Here is a 21,752-nt window from a genome sequence, read left to right as displayed (position 1 = left end):
TACCGTTCGGCGCATGGCGACCCCTGAGTTCATTCTCAAGCTGCGGGAGAAGATCGGCACCGACGAGCTCTGGCTGCCGGGTGTGACCGCTCTGGTGCGGGACGAGGCCGGGCGCATCCTGCTCGGGCAGCGGTCGGACAACCTGCTCTGGTCGTTGCCGAGCGGGATCTCCGAGCCGGGGGAGCCGATGTCCCTCACCTGCACCCGCGAGGTGCTGGAGGAGACGGGTGTGAAGATCGAGGTCACCGGCCTGATCGCGATCCACACCACGGCCCCGGTCACCTTCCCGAACGGTGACCGCACGGTCTTCGTCGATCATTTCTTCGACTGCCGCCCGATCGGCGGCCAGGCCGTCGTGGGTGACGAGGAATCGGTCGCCGTCGGCTGGTTCGACCCCTCTGACCTGCCCGAACCTCTGTCTCCCGGGGTGGGCCGGGGCCTGGGGCAGGCGCGTCTCTACGCCGAAACGGGTCGAACTCAGTTCGACTAGAGCCTGGCTGGCACTCGGGGGGTCTTGTCTGCCAGCGCCTTGGTGCCGCACCGTGTGATCACGTGCGATGGGGCGCCGCGTCGGCAGATCGGCCTGTTCGGGTCCCTGATGCCGTCCGGCGACCCCCGGTGGAGGGAGCTGGCATGTCCGATTCTCTGAACCCTCTGAACGTCGAGATCGCCCCTTATCAGGGCGGCGACGACCTGCTGAGCGGGTTCGTCGTGAGTGGCCGCTGGCCCTCGTCCACCCGGGAGTGGGCGCAGTTCCTCCTGCTGGCGGTGCGGCTGGCCGCCGTGCCCGGTCTGGTTCCGACCACCACGGTGTTCCGGGCGGTCGAGGAAACTCCGGAGGGCCCGCTGCCGGGAGCTGTCGGCCTGGTGACGTCGGCGGGCCCGGTGCTCGGTGACGGGGCTCCGGGGCCCGGTCAGTTCGGGCGGCACACACCGCCCGCGCTGCTGCTCCTGCACCCGCCCTCGGAGAGCCGGCCCTCGATCCCCGAGGCCACCGGGGCGGCGTCGGGCTGCGTTCTGCTGCCGGGGGTTCCGCACCTCGGCCTGGAACACCGGGCCTCCTGGGTGGAGGCCGAGCGGGACGGCACCATCACCCGGCTGGTGAGCATGGTGGGCGTCGATCCGACGCAAGACCCCGACACCGCGGTCCTGGCGATGCTCCTGGCTGCTTAGAAGATCCCATCTGCGCCCGGCTGCGGTCATCCGACCCGTTTCGGCTGACCCACGTTCGAGTGTCAGACCGGTCACACCGAATTTCCGCCTCCGGAGCCCGGAAACGCCTTCCCACCAGGCTTGTTACTCGTCCGTCCGGTGGGTCGGGGCGCTCGTCCGAGCGGGCACCGGCACGAGCGTGCTTCCGGCGCGCCGAGAGCGCTTTCCGGGTCCACCGCTCAGTGCGGGCTAGCGTTGGGTGGTGCCCGAGCAGTCCGCCGCGGGGCCGCTGACCCAGCGGTCCCTGACGCCCCGTGTCGAGCGCCCGGCGGAGTCTTCGACGGGCGCTCCCGGCGTCGACCTCGAACGGATCGCGGCCGCGGTCGACGCCTGGCGCCGGGCCCTGGCCGGATCCGGTCTGCCTGACACACTTCTCACCACCGGCCCGCAGGCTCGCGACTCCTGGCTGGAACTCACCCACGCGCACCCCTCCGGCCTGGCGCAGCTCTTCGCCGGCCGGCCGACCCGGCTGTCCAGCCTGTTCCGGGAACCCGACGCCCACGACGTGGCGTGGAACCAGGTCCGGATGATCCGCCGGGCGGCGATCGTGCTCTCGGCCCAGCGCGGCGTGCAGGCCTGCTGCCTGTCGATCGGGGTGGCCACCTGGCGGCCCGCCGGCGCGTCCGAACCGGTGAACGCCCCGGTGGTGCTGCGCGGCTGCTCGATCCGCCCGCGGGGCGGCGAGAGCGACTTCGACCTGGACCTGGACGGCACGGTCCTGATCAACCCCGAGCTGGTGCGCCTGCTCAACGACGACTACGGCATCGAGGCCGACGGCAACGAGCTGGCCGCCCTCGCGCACGGCGAGAAGGGTTTCGACCCGCGGCCGGTCTACGCCTGGCTCGAGGAACACTGCGGCGGGCTGCGCGACTTCACCATCGAGCGCAGCCTGGTGCTGGCCACGTTCGCCGCCGGTTCCGGCGCGGTGCTGGCCGACCTCGACGCGGCGGTTCCCGCGATCGCCGCCAACGAACTGCTCAGCGCGGTGGCCGCGTCGACCGCGCCGCTCGTGGTGCGGCTGCCGGACACCCCCGCGACCGCCGCCGGCAGCGCCGGGGGCTCCGCCTCGTCCTCAAGCACCTCGTCCTCAAGCACCTCGTCCTCAAGCACCTCGGCCGGCACCCTGGGAGCCGGTGGGATCCCGCAGCAGAAGCCCGCGCTCGGCGAACCCGAGTCGCGACGCCTGGCCGTGGTGGGCCGGCTCGGCCCGCGCGGGGCCCGGCCGGTGAGCCCTCCGGCCGAGGCCGACCCCGCGGACGAGCTGCTGGTGCTCGACTGCGACCCGGCCCAGAACGACGCCGTCGCGACCGCGCTGCGGGGCGAGCACCTGGTGATCGAGGGCCCGCCCGGGGCCGGTGCCACCCACACGCTGGCCGCCACGATCGCCGGGCTGGTGGCCGCGGGCCGTCGCGTGCTCGTGCTGAGCCCCCGCCGCGCCAGCACCGAGACCCTGCTCAGCCGGCTGTACGACGCGGGTATCGGCGATCTCGTGCTCGACCTGCGCGACTCTCCCGGGGGCCGGCCCGCCACCCGCACCGCCGCGCTGACCGACACCCTCACCGCCGCCCTGGCCGCCGCGACCGGGGGTACCTCGGGCGAGCTGCCCCCGGTCGGCAAGGCCGCGCTGGACGACGAGTCGGCCCGCACCGTCCGCCGGGCCCGGGCACTGCTCGACGGCGACGTGATCGCGCTGCACGAGGTGCGCCAGCCCTGGGGTGTCAGTGCCTACGACGCGATGGTGGCCCTGGCCGACCTGACCGCGCGCACGGGCGCCCCCGCGGGCCGGGTCCGGCTCGGGGACGAGGTGCTGCGCGGTCTCGACGGCATCACCCGGGAACGGGTGCGTGCCCATCTGCACGCCGCGGCCGCCGCCGGTGCCTTCACCCTGAGCCGCGACGACACCCAGTGGTACGACGCCCAGGTCACGACCAACGAGGACGCCCGTAAGGCGCTGGAGGCCGCGCTCGTGCTGCGGGCCGGCCTGCGCCGTACCCGGATCGCGATGGACGGCGTGACGGCCGCCGCCGGGCTGCGGCCCGCGACCTCCGCGCAGGAGTGGCTGCCGCTGATCAACCTGCTGCTGGGCGTGCGCACCGTGGTCGACTCGATGCTGCCGCAGCTGTTCGAAGCCCCGCTGGCCGAGCTGGCCGTGGCCGTCGCCCCGCGGGGTGAGCGGCCGAGCGACGGCAGCGGCCCCGGGCGGGTGGAACGGCGCCGTCTGCGGCGTCAGGCCCAGGCCCTGGTGCGCCCCGGGGTGCACGTCGGTGACCTGCACCAGGTGCTGCGCACGGCCCAGGACCTGCGCCACCGCTGGCAGGAGCACGCCCTCGTGCCGTCCCCGCCGGGTGTCGTCGTCGGGCTCACCGAGGCCGCCACCACGGTCTCCTCGGCCATGGGCGCGATCGCCGTGCTGGCCGGGACCTTCGCCGACACGCCCACGCCCGAACTGCGCTCGATGCCGCTGGACGACCTGGAGAAACACGTCGCCGACCTGTCCGGCGACACCCAGGGCATCCTCGGCCAGCCCCGCCGCGCCCGCCTGGTGCAGGCCCTGCGCGACGCCGGGCTCGGGGATCTCGTCGACGACCTGCGCGAGCGCCGGGTCGGGCCGGCGGACATCGACGGCGAGTTCGACCTGACCTGGTGGTCGTCCGTGCGGTCGAGCATCGTGCGCTCGGACCGGCGCCTGGCCGACCATGACCCGGACGCCCTGCGCGCCGCCGCCGAAGATCTGCGCACCGCCGAACAGGCCCGCATCCAGGCCGGTTCCGCGCTCGTGCGCACCGCCGTCACGCACCGCGCCGCGAAGGTCGTCACCGCCCAGCCCGAGCAGATGCGCACCCTGCGCACCTGGCTGACCCGCGACGACTCCCGCCCGCGCCTGTCCGACCTGGTGCGCCGCTGCGGTGACGTGCTCTCCGCCCTCACCCCGGTCTGGGTGATGAGCCCCGACACCGTCGCCGCCTGCCTCGCCCCCGCCGACCCGGACGTCACCCCGGTCGTCGACACCGTGGTGGTGGACGACGCCGGCCACATCGGCCTGCCCGAGGTCGTCGCGGCCCTGGCCCGGGGCGGCCAGGTGATCGTCGCCGGCGACCGCCGCCGCCTCGCCCCGCCCGACGGCAGCCGGTCCGTCGTCGAGGCGCTCGCGCCGTTCGCCCAGGTGTGCCGCCTCGACCGCGACCACCGCAGCATCGACGGCCGCGTGCTCCTCCCACTCGCCCCCCGCTACCCCGAGGGCTGGCAGCAGACCCCGGGCACCGGCGTCCACGCGCCCCTCTACCTGGAGGCCGTCACCGACGGCATCGCCATCCCCCCGCCGGGCGAGGAACTCCCGGTCAGCGCCGACGGTGAGGTCGCCCGCGTCATCGACCTGGTCGAGCGGCACGCCCAGCAGCACCCCGACCAGTCGCTCATCGTCATCACCCTGAGCGAGCGGCACGCCGAGCGCATCGAGGAGGCCCTGCGCATCAGCCTGCCCGAGCGGTGGGACCTGGCCCAGTGGCTCAGCGGACAGCGCCGCGCCGGGCTGGCCGAGCCGTTCACCATCCGCCCGGTCCAGCGTCTGCTCGGCATCGAGCGGGACGCCGCCATCGTCTCCATCGGCCTGGCCCGCACCCCGCACGGCCGGGTGCTGCACCGCTTCGGTGTGCTCGACGGCGACAAGGGCGCGGCCGCGCTCACCACCGCCGTCAGCCGGTCGCGCCACCGCACCACCGTGGTCTGCTGCTTCACCGCCGACGACCTGCTGGTCGACCGGCTGCGCACCGCCGGGGCCCGGCTGCTGCGCGACGTGCTGCTGGCCGCCGGCGGTCGGGGCACGGGCAGCACCGGGCGCATGCCGAAGACCTCCGACGCGCTCGCCGTCGACCTGAGTGACCGTCTCAACGCCGCCGGGCTGCCGGTGCGGCTCCGGGTCGGGGACGGGGCCTGGCCGGTCGACATCGCCGTGGCCGACCCGCGCGTGCCCGGCCGCATGCTCGTGGCCGTCGATCTGGACGGCCCGGCCTTCGCCTCCCGCAACACCCGGGAGCGGGAGCGGCACCGTCCCGCCCGCTGGGAGAGGGCGGGGTGGGCGTACCACCGGATCTCCGCCATGGACCTCTCCGCCGACCCCGACGGCGAGGTCGCCCGCGTGCGGCAGGTCTGGGAGGCCGCCATGACCCGGCCGTTGCCTCCCGAGGTGTACGAGTGGTCGCCCGGCTTCACTCCGCAGGCCCCGGTGATGGAGGACGTCGTTGTCGCCGCGGGGGTGTCCGTCCCGGTCACCGGGGTGGTGCCGTCCTCCGTGCTGGGGGTCCCGGCGCCGGAGCCGGTATCGTCTGACGACGTGGGACCTGAAGACGAAGAACCGGCATTCCCCGACCGCTCCGACGACGACCGGGACGAGGGATGGGGCGACCGTGACGAGCGCAGCAGTCGTGACGACGAGCTCCAGCGGGATCGTCCGCCGCACTGGGAGTAGAAAAAATCTGAGAAGGCTCCGAACTTTCTGGGACGGGCCTGCATCCAACCTGATGACCCAAGCGTGAGCATCACGTGAGAGTCGCCCGGTGCCACCCGGGCGACCGGCCACCATCAGGAGGAATAATGTTCTCGGCGCGAATCTCCCACCGTGCGAAGACCGTCACCGCGATCGCCGCTGTGCCGGGCGTCGCTGCCGGACTCTGGCTGGCCACGGCCGGTACCGCCCAGGCCGCTGAGAAGTCCGACGGGTCAACCATTTCGGTGGCGGCGACGAAGAAGCCGATCACCGGCGAGGCGGTGCTGATCAAGGCCTCGAAGCTGAAGGGCAAGAACCGCATCGTGACCGTGCGCAGCACCGGTGCGGCCGACCTCTACCGCTCCAAGCCGACTGCGTCGAACGGTCTTTCCACCGACGGCACGTCGATGCTGCTGAAGAAGGTCGGCTCCAAGTACCAGATCATGAGCCTGAACGACAGCGAGGAGATCAACTCCTACTGCCTGCAGCAGAAGTTCAGTGGCAAGCTGAGCATCGCGGTCTGCAACAAGAAGAAGACCAACCAGCTGTTCAGCTTCGAGAAGAACGGCAAGAAGTTCGCGATCGCCGGCAAGTGGGGCTACCTCAAGGCCGACAAGCGCAAGCTGCGGATCGCCGACATCGACACCGAGTCGATGAGCTTCTTCAGCGTCACCGCCCGCTCCTGAGAATCAGCCTTCCAGGAGCCTTTTCAGGCGATCCAGATCTGACGCGACCGCCTCGGCGTCACGGTCGAAGTCCTCGTCCGTGACGCCATCGAGGCGCCGCACCGTGAAGAGGATCTCACTGACGGGACCGTCGGGGTCGGGGCCGTCGGGGGTCACTCGCATCGGGTTGTAGAACGTCTGCCCGCCGTCGAGCGACACCCAGTGGTCGAGAACCCCGAAGTCGTTCTCCGGGGCGAACTTCAGCTTCGCCTGGCCCATCGGTGACGACGCGACCCAGTCGCCGTTCACCTGCTCCACCCGGTCGCACAGCCCGGGCGCCCAGTCGGGCAGACGGGTGGGGTCCGCGACGAACGCGTAGATCTCCCGGGCCGGGCGGTTGATCCGGATGCTGACGTGCCGTGAGTCGATCGCCATGCCGTTCATCGTGCCAGGGTGATCACCCCGTGCAAGTGCGGCAAAGCGAAGGTGCCGGTGTCGCGAACTCACATTCGCGTCACCGGCACCCAGCCGTATCCATCCGCCGTCCATCCGCCTCAGCCCTGCGGACCCTGCTGCATCGGACGGTCACGCAGCAGGTCACGGATCTCCTGCAGCAGCAGGATGTCTTCGGCCGGCGTGGCCGGTTCCGGCTCTTCACCGCGGCGGCGACGCTCCATCAGCGCGTTCATCGGCACGACGACCAGGAAGTAGACGACAGCCGCGACGATCAGGAAGTTCAGCAGCGAGGTCAGCACGCCGTTGAGGTCCACCAACGTGGCGTTGTCGGGAACCTTGGGACGGATCTCGAAGTTCATGCCACCGACATTGGCGGATCCCACCGATGCGATCAGCGGCTGGACGACTCCCTTGGTGACCGATGTGACCACGGCGCTGAACGCCGTGCCGATCACCACCGCAATAGCGAGTTCCATGACATTGCCACGCATGATGAACTCTTTGAAGCCCTTGATCATGATCTGTCGTGCCTCCGGGGGAAGGGGGTGGGACCACGGCGAGAGTAGTGCGAGTAGGGAACACCTGCGCTCTGGCAAAGCCATGGTCACCACGTCACACAGAGCCCGCAGCCGGGGATGGGCGCGCGACGGCTGGTCACACACAGTCAGACCTGGTCGGTCGTACAGGTTTATCGTGTGCAGTCATTGCGGGTAGGGCGCAACGAATGCTCGCGATCCCGACCAGCCGCTGATCAGGCCGGCAAGAAGAGCCGCTCGCGGAGGCGCTCGCTTCACGCAGCGCCACCTCCTTCACGGCAGCACCACCACCGACACGCTCGCCCCGGTCACGGCGCCCGCCAGCCGATCCGCCTCACCGGCCTGCACGGCCAGTACGAGTAAACCCGCCAGCGCATCGTCGTCCCCGGTCGTCACCCCACCTCCGACCGCTCCCAGTCCCACGCCGCCCCCAGTTTCACCCCCGACCGCCCTCGTGTGCCCGGAAACCGCCAGCACCAAGGCATTCCGCGCCGGACGCTCGATCGTGGCCGGGCTCGACCGGGAACTACCACCCGCCTCGTCCGCCGACCAGGTGGAGGCCGTGCCGGCGATGACATCGACGTGATCCCCGGCCCGGACCAGGGCGGCGCTCCCCGGATCGGTCAGCCGCACGGGTACGGCAACAGTTCCGGCGGGCAGCCCTCGCAGCAGCCCCGGCCCGAGCAGCCGGGCATCGGTCAGCGCCTCGCCCTCCCGCACGGGAGCAGCCAGAACCTGACCGGCCGGATCGGCGGAGAGACGGCCGGACGGCGCCAGCCCCGCCGGCCAGCTCGCCACTTCCAGATCACCCGACGACAACCGCCGACCGGCCGAAAGATCCTGCGAGGCGACCATGACGCGGACCATCGTCGGCGACGCCGGCCCGGCCGCCCGCACCGTGAACCACACCGCGAGCAGCATCAACATGACCAGGATCGGACGACGGTGACGCGCGAACCAGAGCCGCCCCGAGCGCACCCGGCCGCTACCCAGCCGAGGTGGATGCCGCAGCTCCCGGTAGCGAACGGCCGGCCCGGACTCGGTGATCCGCCGAAACGGCCGTCCGGTCGATACTTCCCGGGTGTCCAAGCCGGGCCCGACGCTCAGGAGGTCGGAGGCGCCCCGGACCGCATGACGTGCTGACTCACCGGAAGACCGCGTGTCTGCCCGGCCAGGAACCCATCCGGTATCTGGCATACCCGCAACGCTAGGCCGGTCGGAAGACAGCCGCCGGACCGAACCGGCGGCTGTGGACAAACCGGCGGTTGTGCGGAGGTGTGGGCATCAAGGCTGCCGGGGCAAAACGCCGATCACCCCGCGCCCCGAAGGCTGCGAGGTGATGAAGGCGGATCAGCTCAGGCCGCGCTACCGCTGGAGGCCGAGGTGGACTTGCTGCCCGACGACTTGGAGTCGGACGAGGTGGAGCTCGTCGACTTGCTGTCGGACGAGGTCGACGACGAGGAGCTGGACGAGTCCGAGCTGGTCGACGAGGGCGCCGGGGTGGTGGTGCTGGTGTTCGAGCCGCGCGAGTCGTTGCGGTAGAAGCCCGAGCCCTTGAACACGATGCCCACCGAGTTGAAGACCTTGCGGAGCTTGCCACCGCACTCGGGGCACACGGTCAGAGCGTCGTCGCTGAACGCCTGCTGCGCCTCGAAGCCGTGGTTGCACTCGGTGCACGCATAGACGTACGTGGGCACGTCGTCCTCCTGTAGGCCTGGGCTGGCACTCTCTGCCTTTGAGTGCCAACAGCATAATGCACCCGCGGGTGTCGCCCCGACGGATGGTTGCCCGGTGATCAGCGAGAATCATCCTGGCGGCAGTGGAACAGGACCGGGGGGACGGCCATTCCCGCTACCGCAGGACTACAGCGCGACCGGTAAAGGGACCGATTCGAACCGGGGGACCAGGGGGTTCGTCAACGCCCCAGACCGAGGAGACGTGACTGCACATGGCGAGCGACGCCGAGATCGAGGCGATGCGTCAGGCGATCGGGCTGGCGGCCCGGGGGCTGGCGACAGTACTGCCCAACCCGGTGGTGGGGTGCGTGCTGCTGGGGCCGGACGGCACCGTGGTGGGCGAGGGCTGGCATGAACACGCAGGTGGGCCGCATGCCGAGGTGATGGCTCTGCGGGCGGCCGGGGAGCGGGCGCGGGGGACGACCGCGGTCGTCACCTTGGAGCCCTGCAACCACACCGGCCGCACCGGGCCGTGCTCGGAGGCCCTGATCGCGGCCGGGGTCACCCGGGTGGTGGTCGCGGTGCCGGATCCCTCCGACGAGGCCTGCGGCGGGGCCGTCCGGCTGCGGGAGGCGGGGGTGGACGTCGAGACCGGAGTTCTCACCCAGGAGGCCGAACAGGGACTGGAACCGGGGGAGGGGAACGAGGTCTGGCTGACCGCCGTGCGCCGGCAGCGCCCGTTCGTCACCTGGAAGTTCGCCGCCACGCTGGACGGGCGGGTGGCCGCGCAGGACGGGACGAGTCAGTGGATCACCAGCGTCGAGGCGCGGGGTGACGTGCACCGGCTGCGGGCGCAGGTGGACACCATGCTGGTCGGCGTGGGCACGGTGCTGGCGGACGACCCGCTGCTGACCGTGCGCGACGCGGATGGCAAACCCCTGGCCCGGCAGCCGCTGCGGGTGGTGGCGGACACCCGGAACCGCACTCCGCAGAACGCGAAGATCCGGGGGGACGATGCGCCCACCTGGATCGCGACGGGCGAAGAGGTCGGGGTGGTCACCGGAAGCAAGGGGAGCAGTGCCCTCGACCTCCCCTCCCTGATGCACCAGCTGTACGTCCGGGACCGCCGGCACGTGCTGCTGGAGGGAGGGCCGCGTCTGGCGGGGGCGATGGTCGAGGCGGGACTCGTCGACCGGGTGATCGCCTACCTGGCCCCGGCGTTGCTCGGCGCCGGCCCGAACGCCCTGATCGACGCCGGTATCACGACGATCGCCGACGTCTGGCGTCTTGATCTGGTCGACGTGCGCCAGGTCGGAGGCGACGTACGAGTGCTCGCCCGCCCCAGGGCACGCCACTGAAGGTTGCCTCCGGCGGGAGGCCGGGCCGGGTCTTCGTGACCAGGGCCCTGGACGGGGGAGCGGCCGGGACGGTGCGCCGGGCACCGTCCGGCTGATCCCTGTCGTGCCAGCCGGAGAGCTTGCCGCCCGCGCTGACGGCCTTGAGCCGGTTCTCGGTGGCGGCCCGGACAGCTGCCGGGGTGACCACGATCAGATCGTCGCCCCGGCGCAGGGCAGTGCGGTTGTCGGGGACGATCGCCTCGCCGTCCCGCAGGATGAGGGTGACGTTCGCTCCGGGCGGCAGGCGCAGCTCGAAGATCTCGACGCCGTGCAGGCGGGACTCCTTGCTGACCTTGCATTCCAGCACATCGGCGCCCTGGGCCCCGAGCGGCACGCTCTCGACCTCCAGGCCGATGGTGGGCGTGTCGTCGGACAGGCCGAGGCGTTTGGCCACCCAGGGCAGCGTCGGGGCCTGGACCACGGTGAAGATCAGCACCAGGCAGAAGACGATGTCGAAGAGCTGGCGGGAGTTCTCGACGCCCTGGGCCACCGGCACGGTCGCCAGCACCACGGGCACGGCCCCGCGTAGGCCGGCCCACGACAGAAAGGCCTGCTCCCGCAGCGAGACCCCGAACCACGACACCGAGGCCAGCACCGACAGCGGCCGGGCGACGAGCAGCAGCACCAGCCCGATCAGGAAGGCCGGCCCGGCCTGCGCGGGCAGCCGCTCGGGCGAGGCCAGCAGACCGAGCATCACGAACAGGCCGATCTGCGCGATCCAGCCCAGGCCCTCGGCGAAGCCGCGCACCGCCACCCCGTGCGGCAGCTGCGAGTTGCCGATGACCAGCGAGCACAGGTAGACGGCGATGAACCCGGAGGCGTGGATACTGGCCGCGGCCCCGTACGAGCCGATGGCGAAGGCGAACACCGCGATCGGGTAGAGACCGGAGGAGGGCAGGGCCACGCGGCGCAGCGCGAACGCGCCCAGCCAGCCGATGCCCAGACCCATGGCGGTACCGACGATCAGCTCGAACCCGGCCTCGTAGAGCAGGTACCCGATGCCGTGCTCGGCGCTGCCGTGCGCCACCTCGGTCAGTGCGATGACGATGATGACGACCGGGGCGTCGTTGAAACCGGACTCGGCCTCCAGCATGCCGACCAGGCGCGGGGGCAGCGGCACCCGGCGCAGCACGGAGAACACGGCCGCGGCATCGGTCGACGAGATGGCCGCGCCGAGCAGCAGGGCGAGGGGCCAGTCGAGACTGAGGACGAAGTGGGCGCCGGTTCCGGCGATGGCCACCGAGACGCAGGTGCCCACGGTGGCGAGAAGGGCGGCCGGGGCGACGGAGGGTTTGATGGTGGCCCAGCGGGTTGTGAGGCCACCCTCGGCGAGGATCAGCACGAGAGCGGCGTACCCGAGAACCGACGTGAGTTCGGCGTCCTCGAACTGCAGTCCGAAGCCGCCCTCACCGATGACGAGGCCGAGCGCCAGGTAAAGAAGAAGCGACGGTAAGCCCGTGCCGGTGGACAGCCGGACCGCGGCCACCGCTGCCAGAAGAACAGCCGGACCGGCGAGCAGCGCCAGGTTGAGCTGCTCGATCGTCAAATTTTCGGCCTCTCCTCACCCACAGACACTTCTCAGGCCATCGTCAGCCTTGACGTGATCCTATCGGTAGCACACGGTGATGCCGCAGACGGCCGTTACGGCGTGCCCCGGGACAGTGGCTATTGTTCCTGCCGTGACCCGTCGCCGTGCCCTCCGTGTATCGGCCATCGGGGCCGCTGTCGTTGCCGTGATCGCTGTCGTTGTCGTCGTCGCGCTGGCCGTCACCATCATCCGCCGGCCGCTGCCCGACCGTGGCGGGGAGGTCTCGATGGCCGGCCTCGCCGGCCCGGCCAGTGTGATCCGCGATGACCGGGGCGTTCCGCAGATCTACGCCGACAACGCCACCGACCTGTTCCGTGTCCAGGGCTATGTCAACGCGCAGGACCGCTTCTTCGAGATGGATGTGCGCCGTCACGTCACCGCCGGCCGCCTCAGCGAGCTGGTGGGCTCGAACGACGACGCCCTGACCGCCGACAAGCTGGTGCGCACCCTCGGCTGGCGCGAGGTCGCCACCAAGGAGTACGAGCAGGCCAGTGAGTCCACGCGCAGTTACCTCGAGGCCTACGCGGCCGGCGTCAACACCTACATCAAGGGCCGGTCGAAGTCCGAGCTGTCGGTGAGCTACTCGGTGCTGGAGCGCAAGAACAAGCTCGGGGACATCGAACCCTGGACCCCGGTCGACTCGCTGGCCTGGCTCAAGGCGATGGCCTGGGACCTGCGCAGCAACTACGACGAGGAACTCAACCGGGCCAGCGCGATCAACGTGGTCCGCAACGCCGATCGCATCGCCCAGCTGTTCCCCGAGTACCCGTACGACGAGCACGCCACGATCATCGACGGCCAGGCCGCGGCGGGTAACCAGACCGGCTCGGGCACCAAGGGCAACGCGGGCGGCAACAACGGCAACGCGGGCGGCAGCAAGGCCGACGGCGGGACCGAGGGCGACGCGAAGACCGGCACCGGCACCGACGCGAACACCAGCGACAGCACCAGCACCGAGGACGCGTCGGCCTCCCTGGTCCCGACCGCCACCAAGACCACTCAGACCACCAAGACCTCCACGACCGCGGAGAACGTCGCCGACGTCTACTCCAGCCAGGCCGCGCAGGACGCGCTCACCTCCGCGAACAAGGCCCTCCAGTCCCTGCCCGACGTGGTCGGCAGCAGCAGCGAGGGCAACGGCTCGAACTCCTGGGTGGTCGCGGGCGACCTGACCGAGACCGGCCTGCCGCTGCTGGCCAACGACCCGCACCTGGGCGTCTCGATGCCGGGTGTCTGGAGCCAGGTCGGCCTGCACTGCAACACGGTGTCGGCGGACTGCCCGTTCGACGTCTCCGGCTACTCGTTCGCGGGCCTGCCGGGTGTGGTGATCGGCCACAACGCGCGCATCAGCTGGGGTCTCACCAACCTGGCGCCCGACGTCACCGACTTCTTCCTGGAGAAGGTCACCGGCGACACGTACCAGCAGGACGGCAAGACCCTGCAGCTGACCACCCGGGACGAGACGATCAAGGTGGCCGGGGGCGACCCGGTGACGATCAAGGTGCGCTCCACCAAGCACGGCCCACTGGTCTCCGACGTGCTCTCCGACGTCGCCGAGGCGGGGAAGACCTCCCCGGTGCCGGGCGAGAAAGTCTTGCGCAGCACCAGCTACGGGGTGGCGCTGAACTGGTCCGCGCTGACCCCGGGCACGGCCATGGACGCGATCCTCGAACTCGACGTGGCCGAGGACTTCCCCTCGTTCCGCCGGGCCGTGACGAAGCTCGACGCCCCCGCGCAGAACGTGATCTACGCGGACGTCGACGGCAACATCGGCTACCAGGCGCCGGGCCGCATCCCGGTGCGGGGTACGGGTGACACGCAGAACCAGAAGGTGCCGGCCGACGGCACCTGGCCCCAGATCGGCTGGGACTCGCGCTACGACTGGACCGGTTACGTCAAGAAGCGCGACCTGCCCTGGGTCGAGAACCCGCAGAGCGGCTACATCATCGCCGCGAACCAGGCGGTCACCGGCCCGGACGGCACCGCGCAGATCACCAGTGACTGGGACTACGGCTACCGCTCCGAGCGGATCAAGGACCTGCTCGACAAGGCCCACGCCGAGCACCCGATCACGGTCGACGACATGCGTGAGATCCAGAACGACACGTACAACCCGATCGCCGAGATGCTCGTGCCGATGCTGCTGGAGCAGAAGACCGACGACTTCACCCAGTCCGCCGTGGACCTGCTGAAGGACTGGGACTTCACCCAGCCGACCGACTCGGCGGCCGCGGCGTACTTCAACACCGTCTGGGCCAAGCTGCTCGACCTGACGTTCTCCGACGAGCTGCCCGAGGGCTTCAAACCGGACGGCGGCGACCGCTGGTTCGAGGTGGTCCGGGAACTGATGAAGCAGCCGCGCGACGAGTGGTGGGACGACGGCCGCACCGACGACGTGGTCGAGACCCGCGACGAGGTGCTGCGCCGGGCGATGACCTCGGCCCGCCTGGAGCTGACGCAGCGTCTGGGCAAGGACCCGTCGAAGTGGCGCTGGGGCAAGCTGCACCGCGTCACCCTGGAGCAGACGCCGCTGGGTGGCGACGACGTTCCCGACCTGGTCAGCAAGCTGTTCAACAAGGGCCCGTACGAGGCGCCGGGCGGCTCGTCCATCGTCAACGCGTTCTCGTGGGACGCCTCGGGCGACTTCTCGGTGACCGCCGCGCCGTCGATGCGGATGATCGTCGACCTGTCCAACCTGGACAACAGCCGCTGGGTGAACCAGACCGGCGTCTCCGGGCACCCCTGGGACAAGCACTACGACGACCAGGTCTCCGCCTGGCTGAAGGGCGAGGACTTCGCCTGGCCGTTCACCGCGGACGCGGTGAAGGCGGCCAAGGACGAGGAGCAGACCTTCAAGCCCGAGGGAAGCTGAGACTCCGTCGGGGAGTGACGACGCCGTCCACCGGCCGGTCGTGCGGTTCGCGCGGCACCGGCGTGGTGGCGGCGTCGAGCAGTTCGTCATCGTGCACGAGGGCGATGACGAGCGCGTCCGGCCTCAGTGACGACAGGCGCGCCAGCGTCGCGTCGTAGTACCCACGTCCCTGCCCCATCCGCGCACCGTTGGTGTCGACAGCCAGGGCCGGGATCAGAAGAACGTCGGCCTGCGCGATCGCGTCCGGTCCCAGCCGTTCCCCACTGGGCTGCCACAGATTGAGGACGTTGTTGTCCTCCAGGTGCCCGGTGTCCAGTCCCCAGTCGAGCACCGGTGAGCTCGTCGGCTCCACCACCACCGGCAGCAACACCCTGATGCCCTGCTGCTGCAGCGCCCGGCGCAGATCCGCGGTGCCCGGCTCGTCCGGCAGCGACGCGTAGACCGCCACGCACGACGCCCTGCGCACGGCCTCCAGCGCCAGCACGCGCGTCGAGAGATCGGCGGCATCCCGGTGTTTGAGCTCCTCGTCCCGCTCCGCCCGGCTCCGGCGCACGGTACGGCGCAAGGCCTTCTTGGCGGCGACCACGTCGGCCGGACTCCCGGCATCCGGTGATTCAGACCTGTCCGTCATGACGCTACTCTCGGTGTGTACCTGTTTACGGGCGGTTGTCGTCAGCCGTCCGATGAGCCCCACCTTGCACCAGCAGTATCAGCGAAACCAGAAAGCGCATTGGTAACAGCGCACTAGTAGCACTGGGACTTCTCCGATGGGACAGATGATCACGGTGATCCAGCGATGACCGGGCCGGCCCTTCCGGTTCGGCCAGGCCGTGAGGCGCTGGCCAGGCTGCGTTCTCATCTTGCCGTGGTGCTCGCCGTGGTGACCGTCGTGCCCCTGGTCACCGGCGTGGTGCTGCTCGGCCTGATCGCTCCCGCCCAGGCCCGGTCGTCCGCGGTCGGTGCCGCGGCCCGTGACGCCGATGCCGCCGCGGTGGCGCTCAGTGGCAGCTGCGAGGCGGTGCGGGCCAGTGCCCGGGTCGCCGCCGGCGAGGTCGCCGCGTTCGCCACCCGCAACGCCGAGGCCCTCGACTCGGGTGATGGCGAAGGTGCGGTCACGACCGAGGCGGCCCAGACCTTCGCCGACCGGGCCGCCGCCCGCCGCCCCGGCAGCGCCGTGGCGGTCTACGACGACCGGGCCCAGCTGCTGGCCGGAGCGGGCCCGGCCCAGGCGCGCGCGACCGTGGTCAACATCGGGGTCCAGTCCGGCACCGCGGGACCCTCGTGCTGGGCCGGCCGGGCCGGATCCACCGGTGACGCCGCCGGGCTCGCCGAGGTCTCGCCGGTGCAGATCATCCCGGCCGGGAGTACCACCAAGATCGACGTGGCCACCGTGGTGATGTGGCTCCCCCTCGACCGGGCCTCGCTCGGTGCCCTGGGGGCCCGGCTGGGCACCTCGGGCCAGCTCAGCGTCCTGCCCGCACGGGGCCAGACCGTGGTGCTGGCCTCCAGTGGCGACGCCCGGGCCCGGGCCACCCTGACCCGGCTGCTGCGCAACCTGCCCTCGACCGGCGCGGCCGGGGGCACCCGGGGCGGACTCGGCTTCCGGCTCACCGACACCGGTCCCGGCCTGCCCTACCGGGTGCTGGCGACCCGGGAGATCGGGGGCGGGGGCCTGCGCCTGCTCGGCTGGTCGCTGCTCGCGCTGGCCCTTCTCGCCCTGGCCCCGCTCTGGATCGTGATCGTGCGCCTGACCCGCCCGGTCACCGACGAGATCGCCGCGGTCGGCGACGAGGTGCAAGCCGGGCGGATGGCGCTGGCCGACAGCCTCGACCGCTTCGGCGAGGCGCTGGCCCACACCCACGACCTGAACGAGCTGCTGGCCACCATCGCGGGCACCGCGCTGTCCGGCACCGGAGCGGCATCCGCCGTGATCATCCTGGCGACCGACGAGTCGGGAGAGCCCAGCGAGACCAACTCGCTCACTTCGTCCGTACCTGGATCCGTACCCGGATCCCGCAGCCAGGGCCCCGCCGACCGGCGGTCGGCCGAACGGGCCGGTGACGCGCGCGGCGCCCGGCCTCTCGGAGAACGGCTCAGCGTGCGCTCCGAGACCGGCCGTCCCGATCCGGAGGGTGACCAGGCCCGGGCGGTCTTACCAGCCTTTGCTGAGCAGCATTTCGCCGAACTCATCGAGAACTCACAGAACCAACAGGTTTTCAGTGAGCCCCAGCTGGTCGACGTGCCCGGCGCGGGCCCGGTGGCGGCCATCGGCATCGGGGTCGACGCCCTGCCCGTGGAGAGCCCGGCCGAACGTGGCCCGGCCCGCCGTCGGCTCATCGGAGTGCTGGCCGTGGCCCGTGGTGAAGGGGCCCGGCCGTTCGACGCGCTGCACCTCACCCGACTGCGCGCACTGGCCGGCCAAGCCGGTGCCGCGATCACGAATGTCCGCCGCTACCTGGAGGTTCGGCGACTCTCGATGACCGACCCGCTGACCGGTCTGGGCAACCGCGCGCAGCTCGTCAGTTCCCTCTCGCGAGAGATCGCCGCCGCCGGGCGCGGCAACGGCGTACTGACTGTGCTCATGCTCGACATCGACCACTTCAAGATGGTCAACGACACCTGGGGTCACGGCTTCGGTGACATTGTGCTGCACGATTTCGCCGCCCGCCTCCTGGCCTGTGTGCGGGAGGCGGACACCGTGGCGCGCTACGGGGGAGAGGAGTTCGTCGTCCTCCTGCGCGACACCGACGCCGACGGCGGCTGTCGCGTCGCCGAACGCGTCCTCCAGGCAGCCCGGTCAAGGCCTTTCGAGGATGCGGACATCCGGCAGCAGGTCACCGTGTCGATCGGCGTGGCAGCATACCCGCGTGACGGCCGAACGGCAGATGACGTGCTGCAGGCGGCCGATTCCGCTCTGTATGCGGCTAAACGTGACGGTCGTAACCGTTGGAGAGTCGCCGAGCCGAGTCACAACGCGCCGATCCTGCCTGTCTCTGGGTAGGTTTTGACCATGACGGAACCGACCATCCCCGCCGACCTCGCGCCCCTGGGTGACGGTAACCCCGGCCCTGCCGTGGTCAAGGCCGTGATCCCCGCTGCGGGGCTCGGCACCCGCTTCCTGCCCGCCACCAAGGCGACGCCGAAGGAGATGCTGCCGGTCGTCGACCGGCCGGCCATCCAGTACGTCGTCGAGGAGGCCGTGCGGGCCGGGCTGGGCGACATCCTGATGATCACCGGGCGGGGCAAGCGCTCGCTGGAGGATCACTTCGACCGCGCCTGGGAGCTCGAGGCCGCCCTCGAGGCCAAGGGCGACAAGGACCGCCTGGAGCAGGTGCGGGAGTCGGCCGACCTGGCCGACATCCACTACACCCGCCAGGGCGACCCGCGCGGCCTCGGCCACGCCGTGCTCTGCGCCGCCCACCACGTCGGTGACGACGACCCGTTCGCCGTGCTGCTCGGCGACGACCTGATCGACGAGCGCGACGAGCTGCTGACCCGGATGATCGGCGTCCAGCGCCAGACCCGGGCCAGTGTCGTGGCCCTGATGGAGGTCGACCCGACGCAGGTGCACCTGTACGGCTGCGCCGCGGTGGAGGCCACGGGCGTCGACGACGTGCTGCGCGTGACCGGCATGGTCGAGAAGCCCGACCCGAAAGACGCCCCGAGCAACCTCGCGGTGATCGGCCGGTACGTGCTGCACCCGCGGGTCTTCGAGGTGCTGAAAGACACCAAGCCGGGCCGGGGCAACGAGATTCAGCTCACCGACGCCCTACAGACCCTGGCCGCCGACCCGGCGACCGAGGGTGGCGGCGTCTACGGTGTCGTCTTCAAGGGCCGCCGCTACGACACCGGCGACCGGCTCGACTACCTCAAGGCCGTCGTGCGGCTCGCCAGTGAGCGTGACGACCTGGGTCCCGAGCTGCGAGCCTTCCTGCGGGAGTTCGTGGCCGGCCTGCCGGCTGAGTGATGCGCTCCGTCGACGAGCATCTCAAGCTCTGCCTGAAAAACCTGGGTCCGCTTCCGGCAGTGGAGGTTTTGCTGTCGGAGGCGGCCGGGTGCGTGCTCGCCCAGGACATCGTCTCCGGCATCGACATGCCGCGCTTCGACAACTCCTCGATGGACGGCTACGCCGTGCGCGCGGCCGAGGTCGCCTCGGCCACCGCGGGCAGTCCGGTGAATCTGCCGGTGCTGGGCGACATCCCGGCCGGGCGCGGCGACGCGCTCGAGCTGGAGCCCGGCACCACGCTGCGGATCATGACCGGCGCCCCGGTGCCGGCCGGGGCCGACTCGGTGGTGCAGGTCGAGTGGACCGACGGTGGGGTGCGTCAGGTCCGGATCGATCGTCCGGTCCCGCCGGGCAGGAACATCCGCCGTTCCGGCGAAGACGTTCGTGAGGGCGAGACGGTGCTCACCGCGGGCACCTGGCTGACGGCCCGCCACGTCACGCTCGCCGCCTCGGTCGGTATCGACCGTCTCACCGTGCACCCGCGTCCGCGCGTGGTCGTGCTGCCCTCCGGCAGTGAGCTCGTACCGCCCGGAAAGCCGTTGCAGCCCGGCCAGATCCACGACTCCAACGGTTACGGTCTGCTCGCCGCGGCGCAGGCTGCCGGAGCCGTCGCGCGGCACGGTGGCATCATGCCCGACACCCCGGAGGCGGTCGGGTCGATGCTCGAGGCGGCCGCCGCGGAGGCCGATCTGCTGATCACCACCGGCGGTGTCAGTGCCGGGGCCTACGACACCGTGAAGGCCGTGCTGCGTGAGCTCGGCACGATGGAGTTCGTGCAGGTCGCGATGCAGCCGGGCAAACCGCAGGGCTTCGGCACGATCGGGCCCCGCAGCACCCCGCTGTTCACCCTGCCCGGCAACCCCGTCAGCGCCCTGCTGTCGTTCGAGGTGTTCGTCGCGCCCGCCCTGCGTCGTCTGGCGGGCCGGCCCGACCTCGACCGGAGTACGCCGACCGCGACCGTGGTGGAGGGCTGGCGATCCCCGGCGGCCCGCCGTCAGTTCGCGCGCTGTCTGCTCACGGTCACGGCCGCCGGGCCCACCGTGAGGCCGGTCGGAGGGCAGGGATCTCACCTGGTGGCCGACCTGGCCGGGGCGAACTGCCTGGTCATCGTGCCGGAAGACGTCACCCAGGTGAGCGAGGGTGACGAACTGCCGTACATCGTGCTGGAATCTGGCTCATGATGTGCCGGTGAACGCGCAACACCTGACCCACGTGGACGAGGCCGGGGCAGCTCGCATGGTCGATGTCTCCGCGAAGGAGATCACCGCTCGCGAGGCCACGGCCCAGGGGGTCGTGCTCTGCTCGTCCACCGTGATCGATCTGCTGCGCGGTGAGGGTGTGCCCAAGGGTGACGCCCTCGCCGTGGCGCGGATCGCGGGAATCCAGGCGGCCAAGCGCACGCCCGACCTGATCCCGCTGGCGCACCCGATCGCGGTGCACGGGGTGAAGGTCGACCTCGACGTGCAGGACCACGGGGTGGAGATCACCGCGACCGTCCGCACCGCTGATCGCACGGGAATCGAGATGGAGGCCCTGACCTGCGTCGCGGTGGCCGGTCTGGCGCTGATCGATATGATTAAAGCGGTAGACCGGCTGGCCGAGATCGGCCGTGTCCGGGTGGTGGCCAAGAGCGGTGGACGTTCCGGTGACTGGCGACGTGACTGAGGTACCCAGCGCGCCCCGTCGCGCCCTCGTCGTCACCGCTTCCAACCGTGCGGCAGCCGGGGTCTACGAGGACACAGGCGGTCCCGTGCTCGCCGAGGGCCTGCGTGACCTGGGCTTCTCGGTGGACGGGCCGGTTGTGGTGCCCGACGGCGACCCCGTCGGCGAAGCTCTGCAGAAGGCCGTGAGCGACGGCTACGACGTGGTGCTCACCACCGGTGGCACCGGACTCTCGCCCACCGACCGCACTCCCGAGCAGACGCGTCCTCTGCTGGATCTTGAGGTTCCTGGTCTGGCCGAGGCGATCCGGGGCTTCGGGGTGAGTAAGGGGGTGCCCACTGCTCTCCTGTCCCGGGGGCTGGCCGGGATCGCGTCCCGCACGCTCATCGTCAACCTGCCCGGTTCGAAGGGCGGCTGCCGCGACGGCATGGCGGTGCTCGACGGGGTGCTCGTGCACGCAGTCGAGCAGATCCATGGCGGCGATCACCGATGACCGAGATCGGGGCCGGTCTGGGCTGGCCGATCGAGCTGTCCGACGGCCTGATCACGTTGAGGCCCCTGCGGCGGCGCGATGCGAAGTCCTGGAACGCCGTGCGCTCCGCGAACGCCGAGTGGCTCGCGCCCTGGGAAGCCACCCATCCGGAAGGTGCCGGGCGTCCTCTGACCTTCGGGGCCATGGTGCGCAGCTTCGACCGCGAGGCCCGCGCCGGGCGGATGATCCCGCTCGCCGTGCAGCTGCACGACCGGCTCGTCGGTCAGGTCAGCGTCAGCGGGATCGTCTGGGGCTCGTTGCGCTCGGGGCAGATCGGCTACTGGGTCGACCGTTCCGTCGCAGGTCAGGGCATCACTCCTACCGCCGTCGCGATGATGGTCGACCACTGCATCTTCGGTCTGGGCATGCACCGGCTCGAGGTGAATATCCGTCCGGAGAACGCCGCCAGCCTGAGGGTGGTGGAGAAGCTCGGTTTCCGGTCCGAGGGCATCCGCCGCCGCTATCTGCACATCGACGGAGCCTGGCGTGACCACGCAACCTTCGCCGTCACCGCGGACGACGTACCCGGCGGCATGCTCACCCGCTGGCGCCGGTCACAACGGGTGTTCGCGGCCCGAGAGCACGAGCAACACACTCGGTGGTCTGAACAGACGTAAGGTAAATGCTTAGGATTGCCTGAACGCAGCCGACACACCGCAGGCATTAC

The 21,752-nt window shown here is 71.0% G+C and carries 18 protein-coding genes; 12 read left to right on the top strand and 6 right to left on the bottom strand.

The features are described 5' to 3' along the window. Positions 1-13 precede the first annotated feature (13 nt). The 4 genes from LR393_RS22455 to LR393_RS22440 all read left to right on the top strand — a co-directional run bounded on the left by LR393_RS22455 (position 14) and on the right by LR393_RS22440 (position 6,381). Complete coding sequence (locus LR393_RS22455) at positions 14-490, top strand: NUDIX hydrolase (RefSeq protein ID WP_231486117.1); 477 nt, start codon at positions 14-16, stop codon at positions 488-490. A gap of 143 nt (positions 491-633) precedes the next feature. Further along, entirely contained in the window at positions 634-1,173 is a 540-nt protein-coding gene (locus LR393_RS22450; protein ID WP_231486116.1) for a peptidase, read from the top strand. A 241-nt stretch (positions 1,174-1,414) separates the two neighbouring features. Next, a complete protein-coding gene (locus LR393_RS36580) occupies positions 1,415-5,677 on the top strand; it encodes a hypothetical protein (protein WP_231486115.1) in 4,263 nt (1,420 codons plus the stop codon). A 125-nt stretch (positions 5,678-5,802) separates the two neighbouring features. Beyond that, a complete protein-coding gene (locus LR393_RS22440; protein WP_231486114.1) occupies positions 5,803-6,381 on the top strand; it encodes a hypothetical protein in 579 nt (192 codons plus the stop codon). 3 nt (positions 6,382-6,384) lie between these two features. On the opposite strand, the gene LR393_RS22435 is transcribed toward LR393_RS22440, so the two are convergent. The 4 genes from LR393_RS22435 to LR393_RS22420 all read right to left on the bottom strand — a co-directional run bounded on the left by LR393_RS22435 (position 6,385) and on the right by LR393_RS22420 (position 9,049). After that, positions 6,385-6,795 (bottom strand): SRPBCC family protein, encoded by a 411-nt coding sequence (locus tag LR393_RS22435; protein WP_231486113.1) that lies wholly within the window; start codon positions 6,793-6,795, stop codon positions 6,385-6,387. 119 nt (positions 6,796-6,914) lie between these two features. Continuing rightward, positions 6,915-7,334 carry a large conductance mechanosensitive channel protein MscL gene (gene mscL, locus LR393_RS22430; protein ID WP_345718847.1) on the bottom strand — a complete coding sequence of 140 codons (420 nt, stop codon included), beginning with the start codon at positions 7,332-7,334 and terminating at the stop codon, positions 6,915-6,917. A 291-nt stretch (positions 7,335-7,625) separates the two neighbouring features. Beyond that, complete coding sequence (locus LR393_RS22425) at positions 7,626-8,279, bottom strand: RcpC/CpaB family pilus assembly protein (protein ID WP_231486112.1); 654 nt, start codon at positions 8,277-8,279, stop codon at positions 7,626-7,628. Positions 8,280-8,707: 428 nt separating this feature from the next. Continuing rightward, the gene (locus tag LR393_RS22420) at positions 8,708-9,049 is read right to left on the bottom strand and encodes an FmdB family zinc ribbon protein (RefSeq protein WP_231486111.1); all 342 of its coding nucleotides are present in this window, start codon (positions 9,047-9,049) and stop codon (positions 8,708-8,710) included. A 251-nt stretch (positions 9,050-9,300) separates the two neighbouring features. Between LR393_RS22420 and ribD the strand changes: the two genes are divergently transcribed. After that, a complete protein-coding gene (gene ribD / locus LR393_RS22415; protein WP_231486110.1) occupies positions 9,301-10,386 on the top strand; it encodes a bifunctional diaminohydroxyphosphoribosylaminopyrimidine deaminase/5-amino-6-(5-phosphoribosylamino)uracil reductase RibD in 1,086 nt (361 codons plus the stop codon). Here the strand turns inward: ribD and LR393_RS22410 are convergent. Further along, positions 10,289-11,971: a potassium/proton antiporter gene (locus tag LR393_RS22410; protein ID WP_231486109.1), complete on the bottom strand. Its 1,683-nt coding sequence runs from the start codon at positions 11,969-11,971 to the stop codon at positions 10,289-10,291. The two genes, ribD and LR393_RS22410, sit on opposite strands and share 98 nt — an antisense overlap. A gap of 133 nt (positions 11,972-12,104) precedes the next feature. Between LR393_RS22410 and LR393_RS22405 the strand changes: the two genes are divergently transcribed. Beyond that, the gene (locus tag LR393_RS22405; protein ID WP_231486108.1) at positions 12,105-14,885 is read left to right on the top strand and encodes a penicillin acylase family protein; all 2,781 of its coding nucleotides are present in this window, start codon (positions 12,105-12,107) and stop codon (positions 14,883-14,885) included. Here LR393_RS22405 and LR393_RS22400 read toward each other — a convergent pair. Further along, positions 14,866-15,516 carry a 5-formyltetrahydrofolate cyclo-ligase gene (locus LR393_RS22400; protein WP_231486107.1) on the bottom strand — a complete coding sequence of 217 codons (651 nt, stop codon included), beginning with the start codon at positions 15,514-15,516 and terminating at the stop codon, positions 14,866-14,868. The genes LR393_RS22405 and LR393_RS22400 overlap by 20 nt on opposite strands. A gap of 234 nt (positions 15,517-15,750) precedes the next feature. Here LR393_RS22400 and LR393_RS36575 point away from each other — a divergent pair, with 234 nt between their 5' ends. Genes LR393_RS36575 through LR393_RS22370 form a run of 6 tightly spaced genes read left to right on the top strand, consistent with a single transcriptional unit; the run spans position 15,751 to position 21,702 of the window. After that, the gene (locus LR393_RS36575) at positions 15,751-17,886 is read left to right on the top strand and encodes a GGDEF domain-containing protein (RefSeq protein WP_231486106.1); all 2,136 of its coding nucleotides are present in this window, start codon (positions 15,751-15,753) and stop codon (positions 17,884-17,886) included. A gap of 9 nt (positions 17,887-17,895) precedes the next feature. Beyond that, positions 17,896-18,852 (top strand): UTP--glucose-1-phosphate uridylyltransferase GalU, encoded by a 957-nt coding sequence (gene galU / locus LR393_RS22390; RefSeq protein ID WP_231486105.1) that lies wholly within the window; start codon positions 17,896-17,898, stop codon positions 18,850-18,852. Then, positions 18,852-20,072 carry a molybdotransferase-like divisome protein Glp gene (glp, locus tag LR393_RS22385; RefSeq protein WP_269327688.1) on the top strand — a complete coding sequence of 407 codons (1,221 nt, stop codon included), beginning with the start codon at positions 18,852-18,854 and terminating at the stop codon, positions 20,070-20,072. The genes galU and glp overlap by 1 nt, the downstream gene beginning before the upstream one ends. A 7-nt stretch (positions 20,073-20,079) precedes the next feature. After that, entirely contained in the window at positions 20,080-20,556 is a 477-nt protein-coding gene (moaC, locus tag LR393_RS22380) for a cyclic pyranopterin monophosphate synthase MoaC (RefSeq protein ID WP_331282971.1), read from the top strand. Further along, positions 20,549-21,046: a MogA/MoaB family molybdenum cofactor biosynthesis protein gene (locus LR393_RS22375; RefSeq protein ID WP_231486103.1), complete on the top strand. Its 498-nt coding sequence runs from the start codon at positions 20,549-20,551 to the stop codon at positions 21,044-21,046. Before moaC ends, LR393_RS22375 begins: the two co-directional genes overlap by 8 nt. Next, positions 21,043-21,702: a GNAT family N-acetyltransferase gene (locus LR393_RS22370; protein ID WP_231486102.1), complete on the top strand. Its 660-nt coding sequence runs from the start codon at positions 21,043-21,045 to the stop codon at positions 21,700-21,702. The genes LR393_RS22375 and LR393_RS22370 overlap by 4 nt, the downstream gene beginning before the upstream one ends. Positions 21,703-21,752 lie beyond the last annotated feature (50 nt).

Source organism: Kineosporia mesophila (genome assembly GCF_021129235.1).
GTDB classification, from domain to species: domain Bacteria; phylum Actinomycetota; class Actinomycetes; order Actinomycetales; family Kineosporiaceae; genus Kineosporia; species Kineosporia mesophila.
This window is presented reverse-complemented; position numbering and strand designations above follow the sequence as displayed.

Bases quoted from the DNA above. Each gene is read 5' to 3' on its own strand.
- LR393_RS22455 (WP_231486117.1), top strand. From the start codon at position 14: ATGGCGACCCCTGAGTTCATTCTCAAGCTGCGGGAGAAGATCGGCACC.
- LR393_RS22450 (WP_231486116.1), top strand. From the start codon at position 634: ATGTCCGATTCTCTGAACCCTCTGAACGTCGAGATCGCCCCTTATCAG.
- LR393_RS22440 (WP_231486114.1), top strand. From the start codon at position 5,803: ATGTTCTCGGCGCGAATCTCCCACCGTGCGAAGACCGTCACCGCGATC.
- LR393_RS22435 (WP_231486113.1), bottom strand. From the start codon at position 6,795: ATGGCGATCGACTCACGGCACGTCAGCATCCGGATCAACCGCCCGGCC.
- mscL (WP_345718847.1), bottom strand. From the start codon at position 7,334: ATGATCAAGGGCTTCAAAGAGTTCATCATGCGTGGCAATGTCATGGAA.
- LR393_RS22425 (WP_231486112.1), bottom strand. From the start codon at position 8,279: ATGTTGATGCTGCTCGCGGTGTGGTTCACGGTGCGGGCGGCCGGGCCG.
- ribD (WP_231486110.1), top strand. From the start codon at position 9,301: ATGGCGAGCGACGCCGAGATCGAGGCGATGCGTCAGGCGATCGGGCTG.
- LR393_RS22400 (WP_231486107.1), bottom strand. From the start codon at position 15,516: ATGACGGACAGGTCTGAATCACCGGATGCCGGGAGTCCGGCCGACGTG.
- galU (WP_231486105.1), top strand. From the start codon at position 17,896: ATGACGGAACCGACCATCCCCGCCGACCTCGCGCCCCTGGGTGACGGT.
- glp (WP_269327688.1), top strand. From the start codon at position 18,852: ATGCGCTCCGTCGACGAGCATCTCAAGCTCTGCCTGAAAAACCTGGGT.
- LR393_RS22370 (WP_231486102.1), top strand. From the start codon at position 21,043: ATGACCGAGATCGGGGCCGGTCTGGGCTGGCCGATCGAGCTGTCCGAC.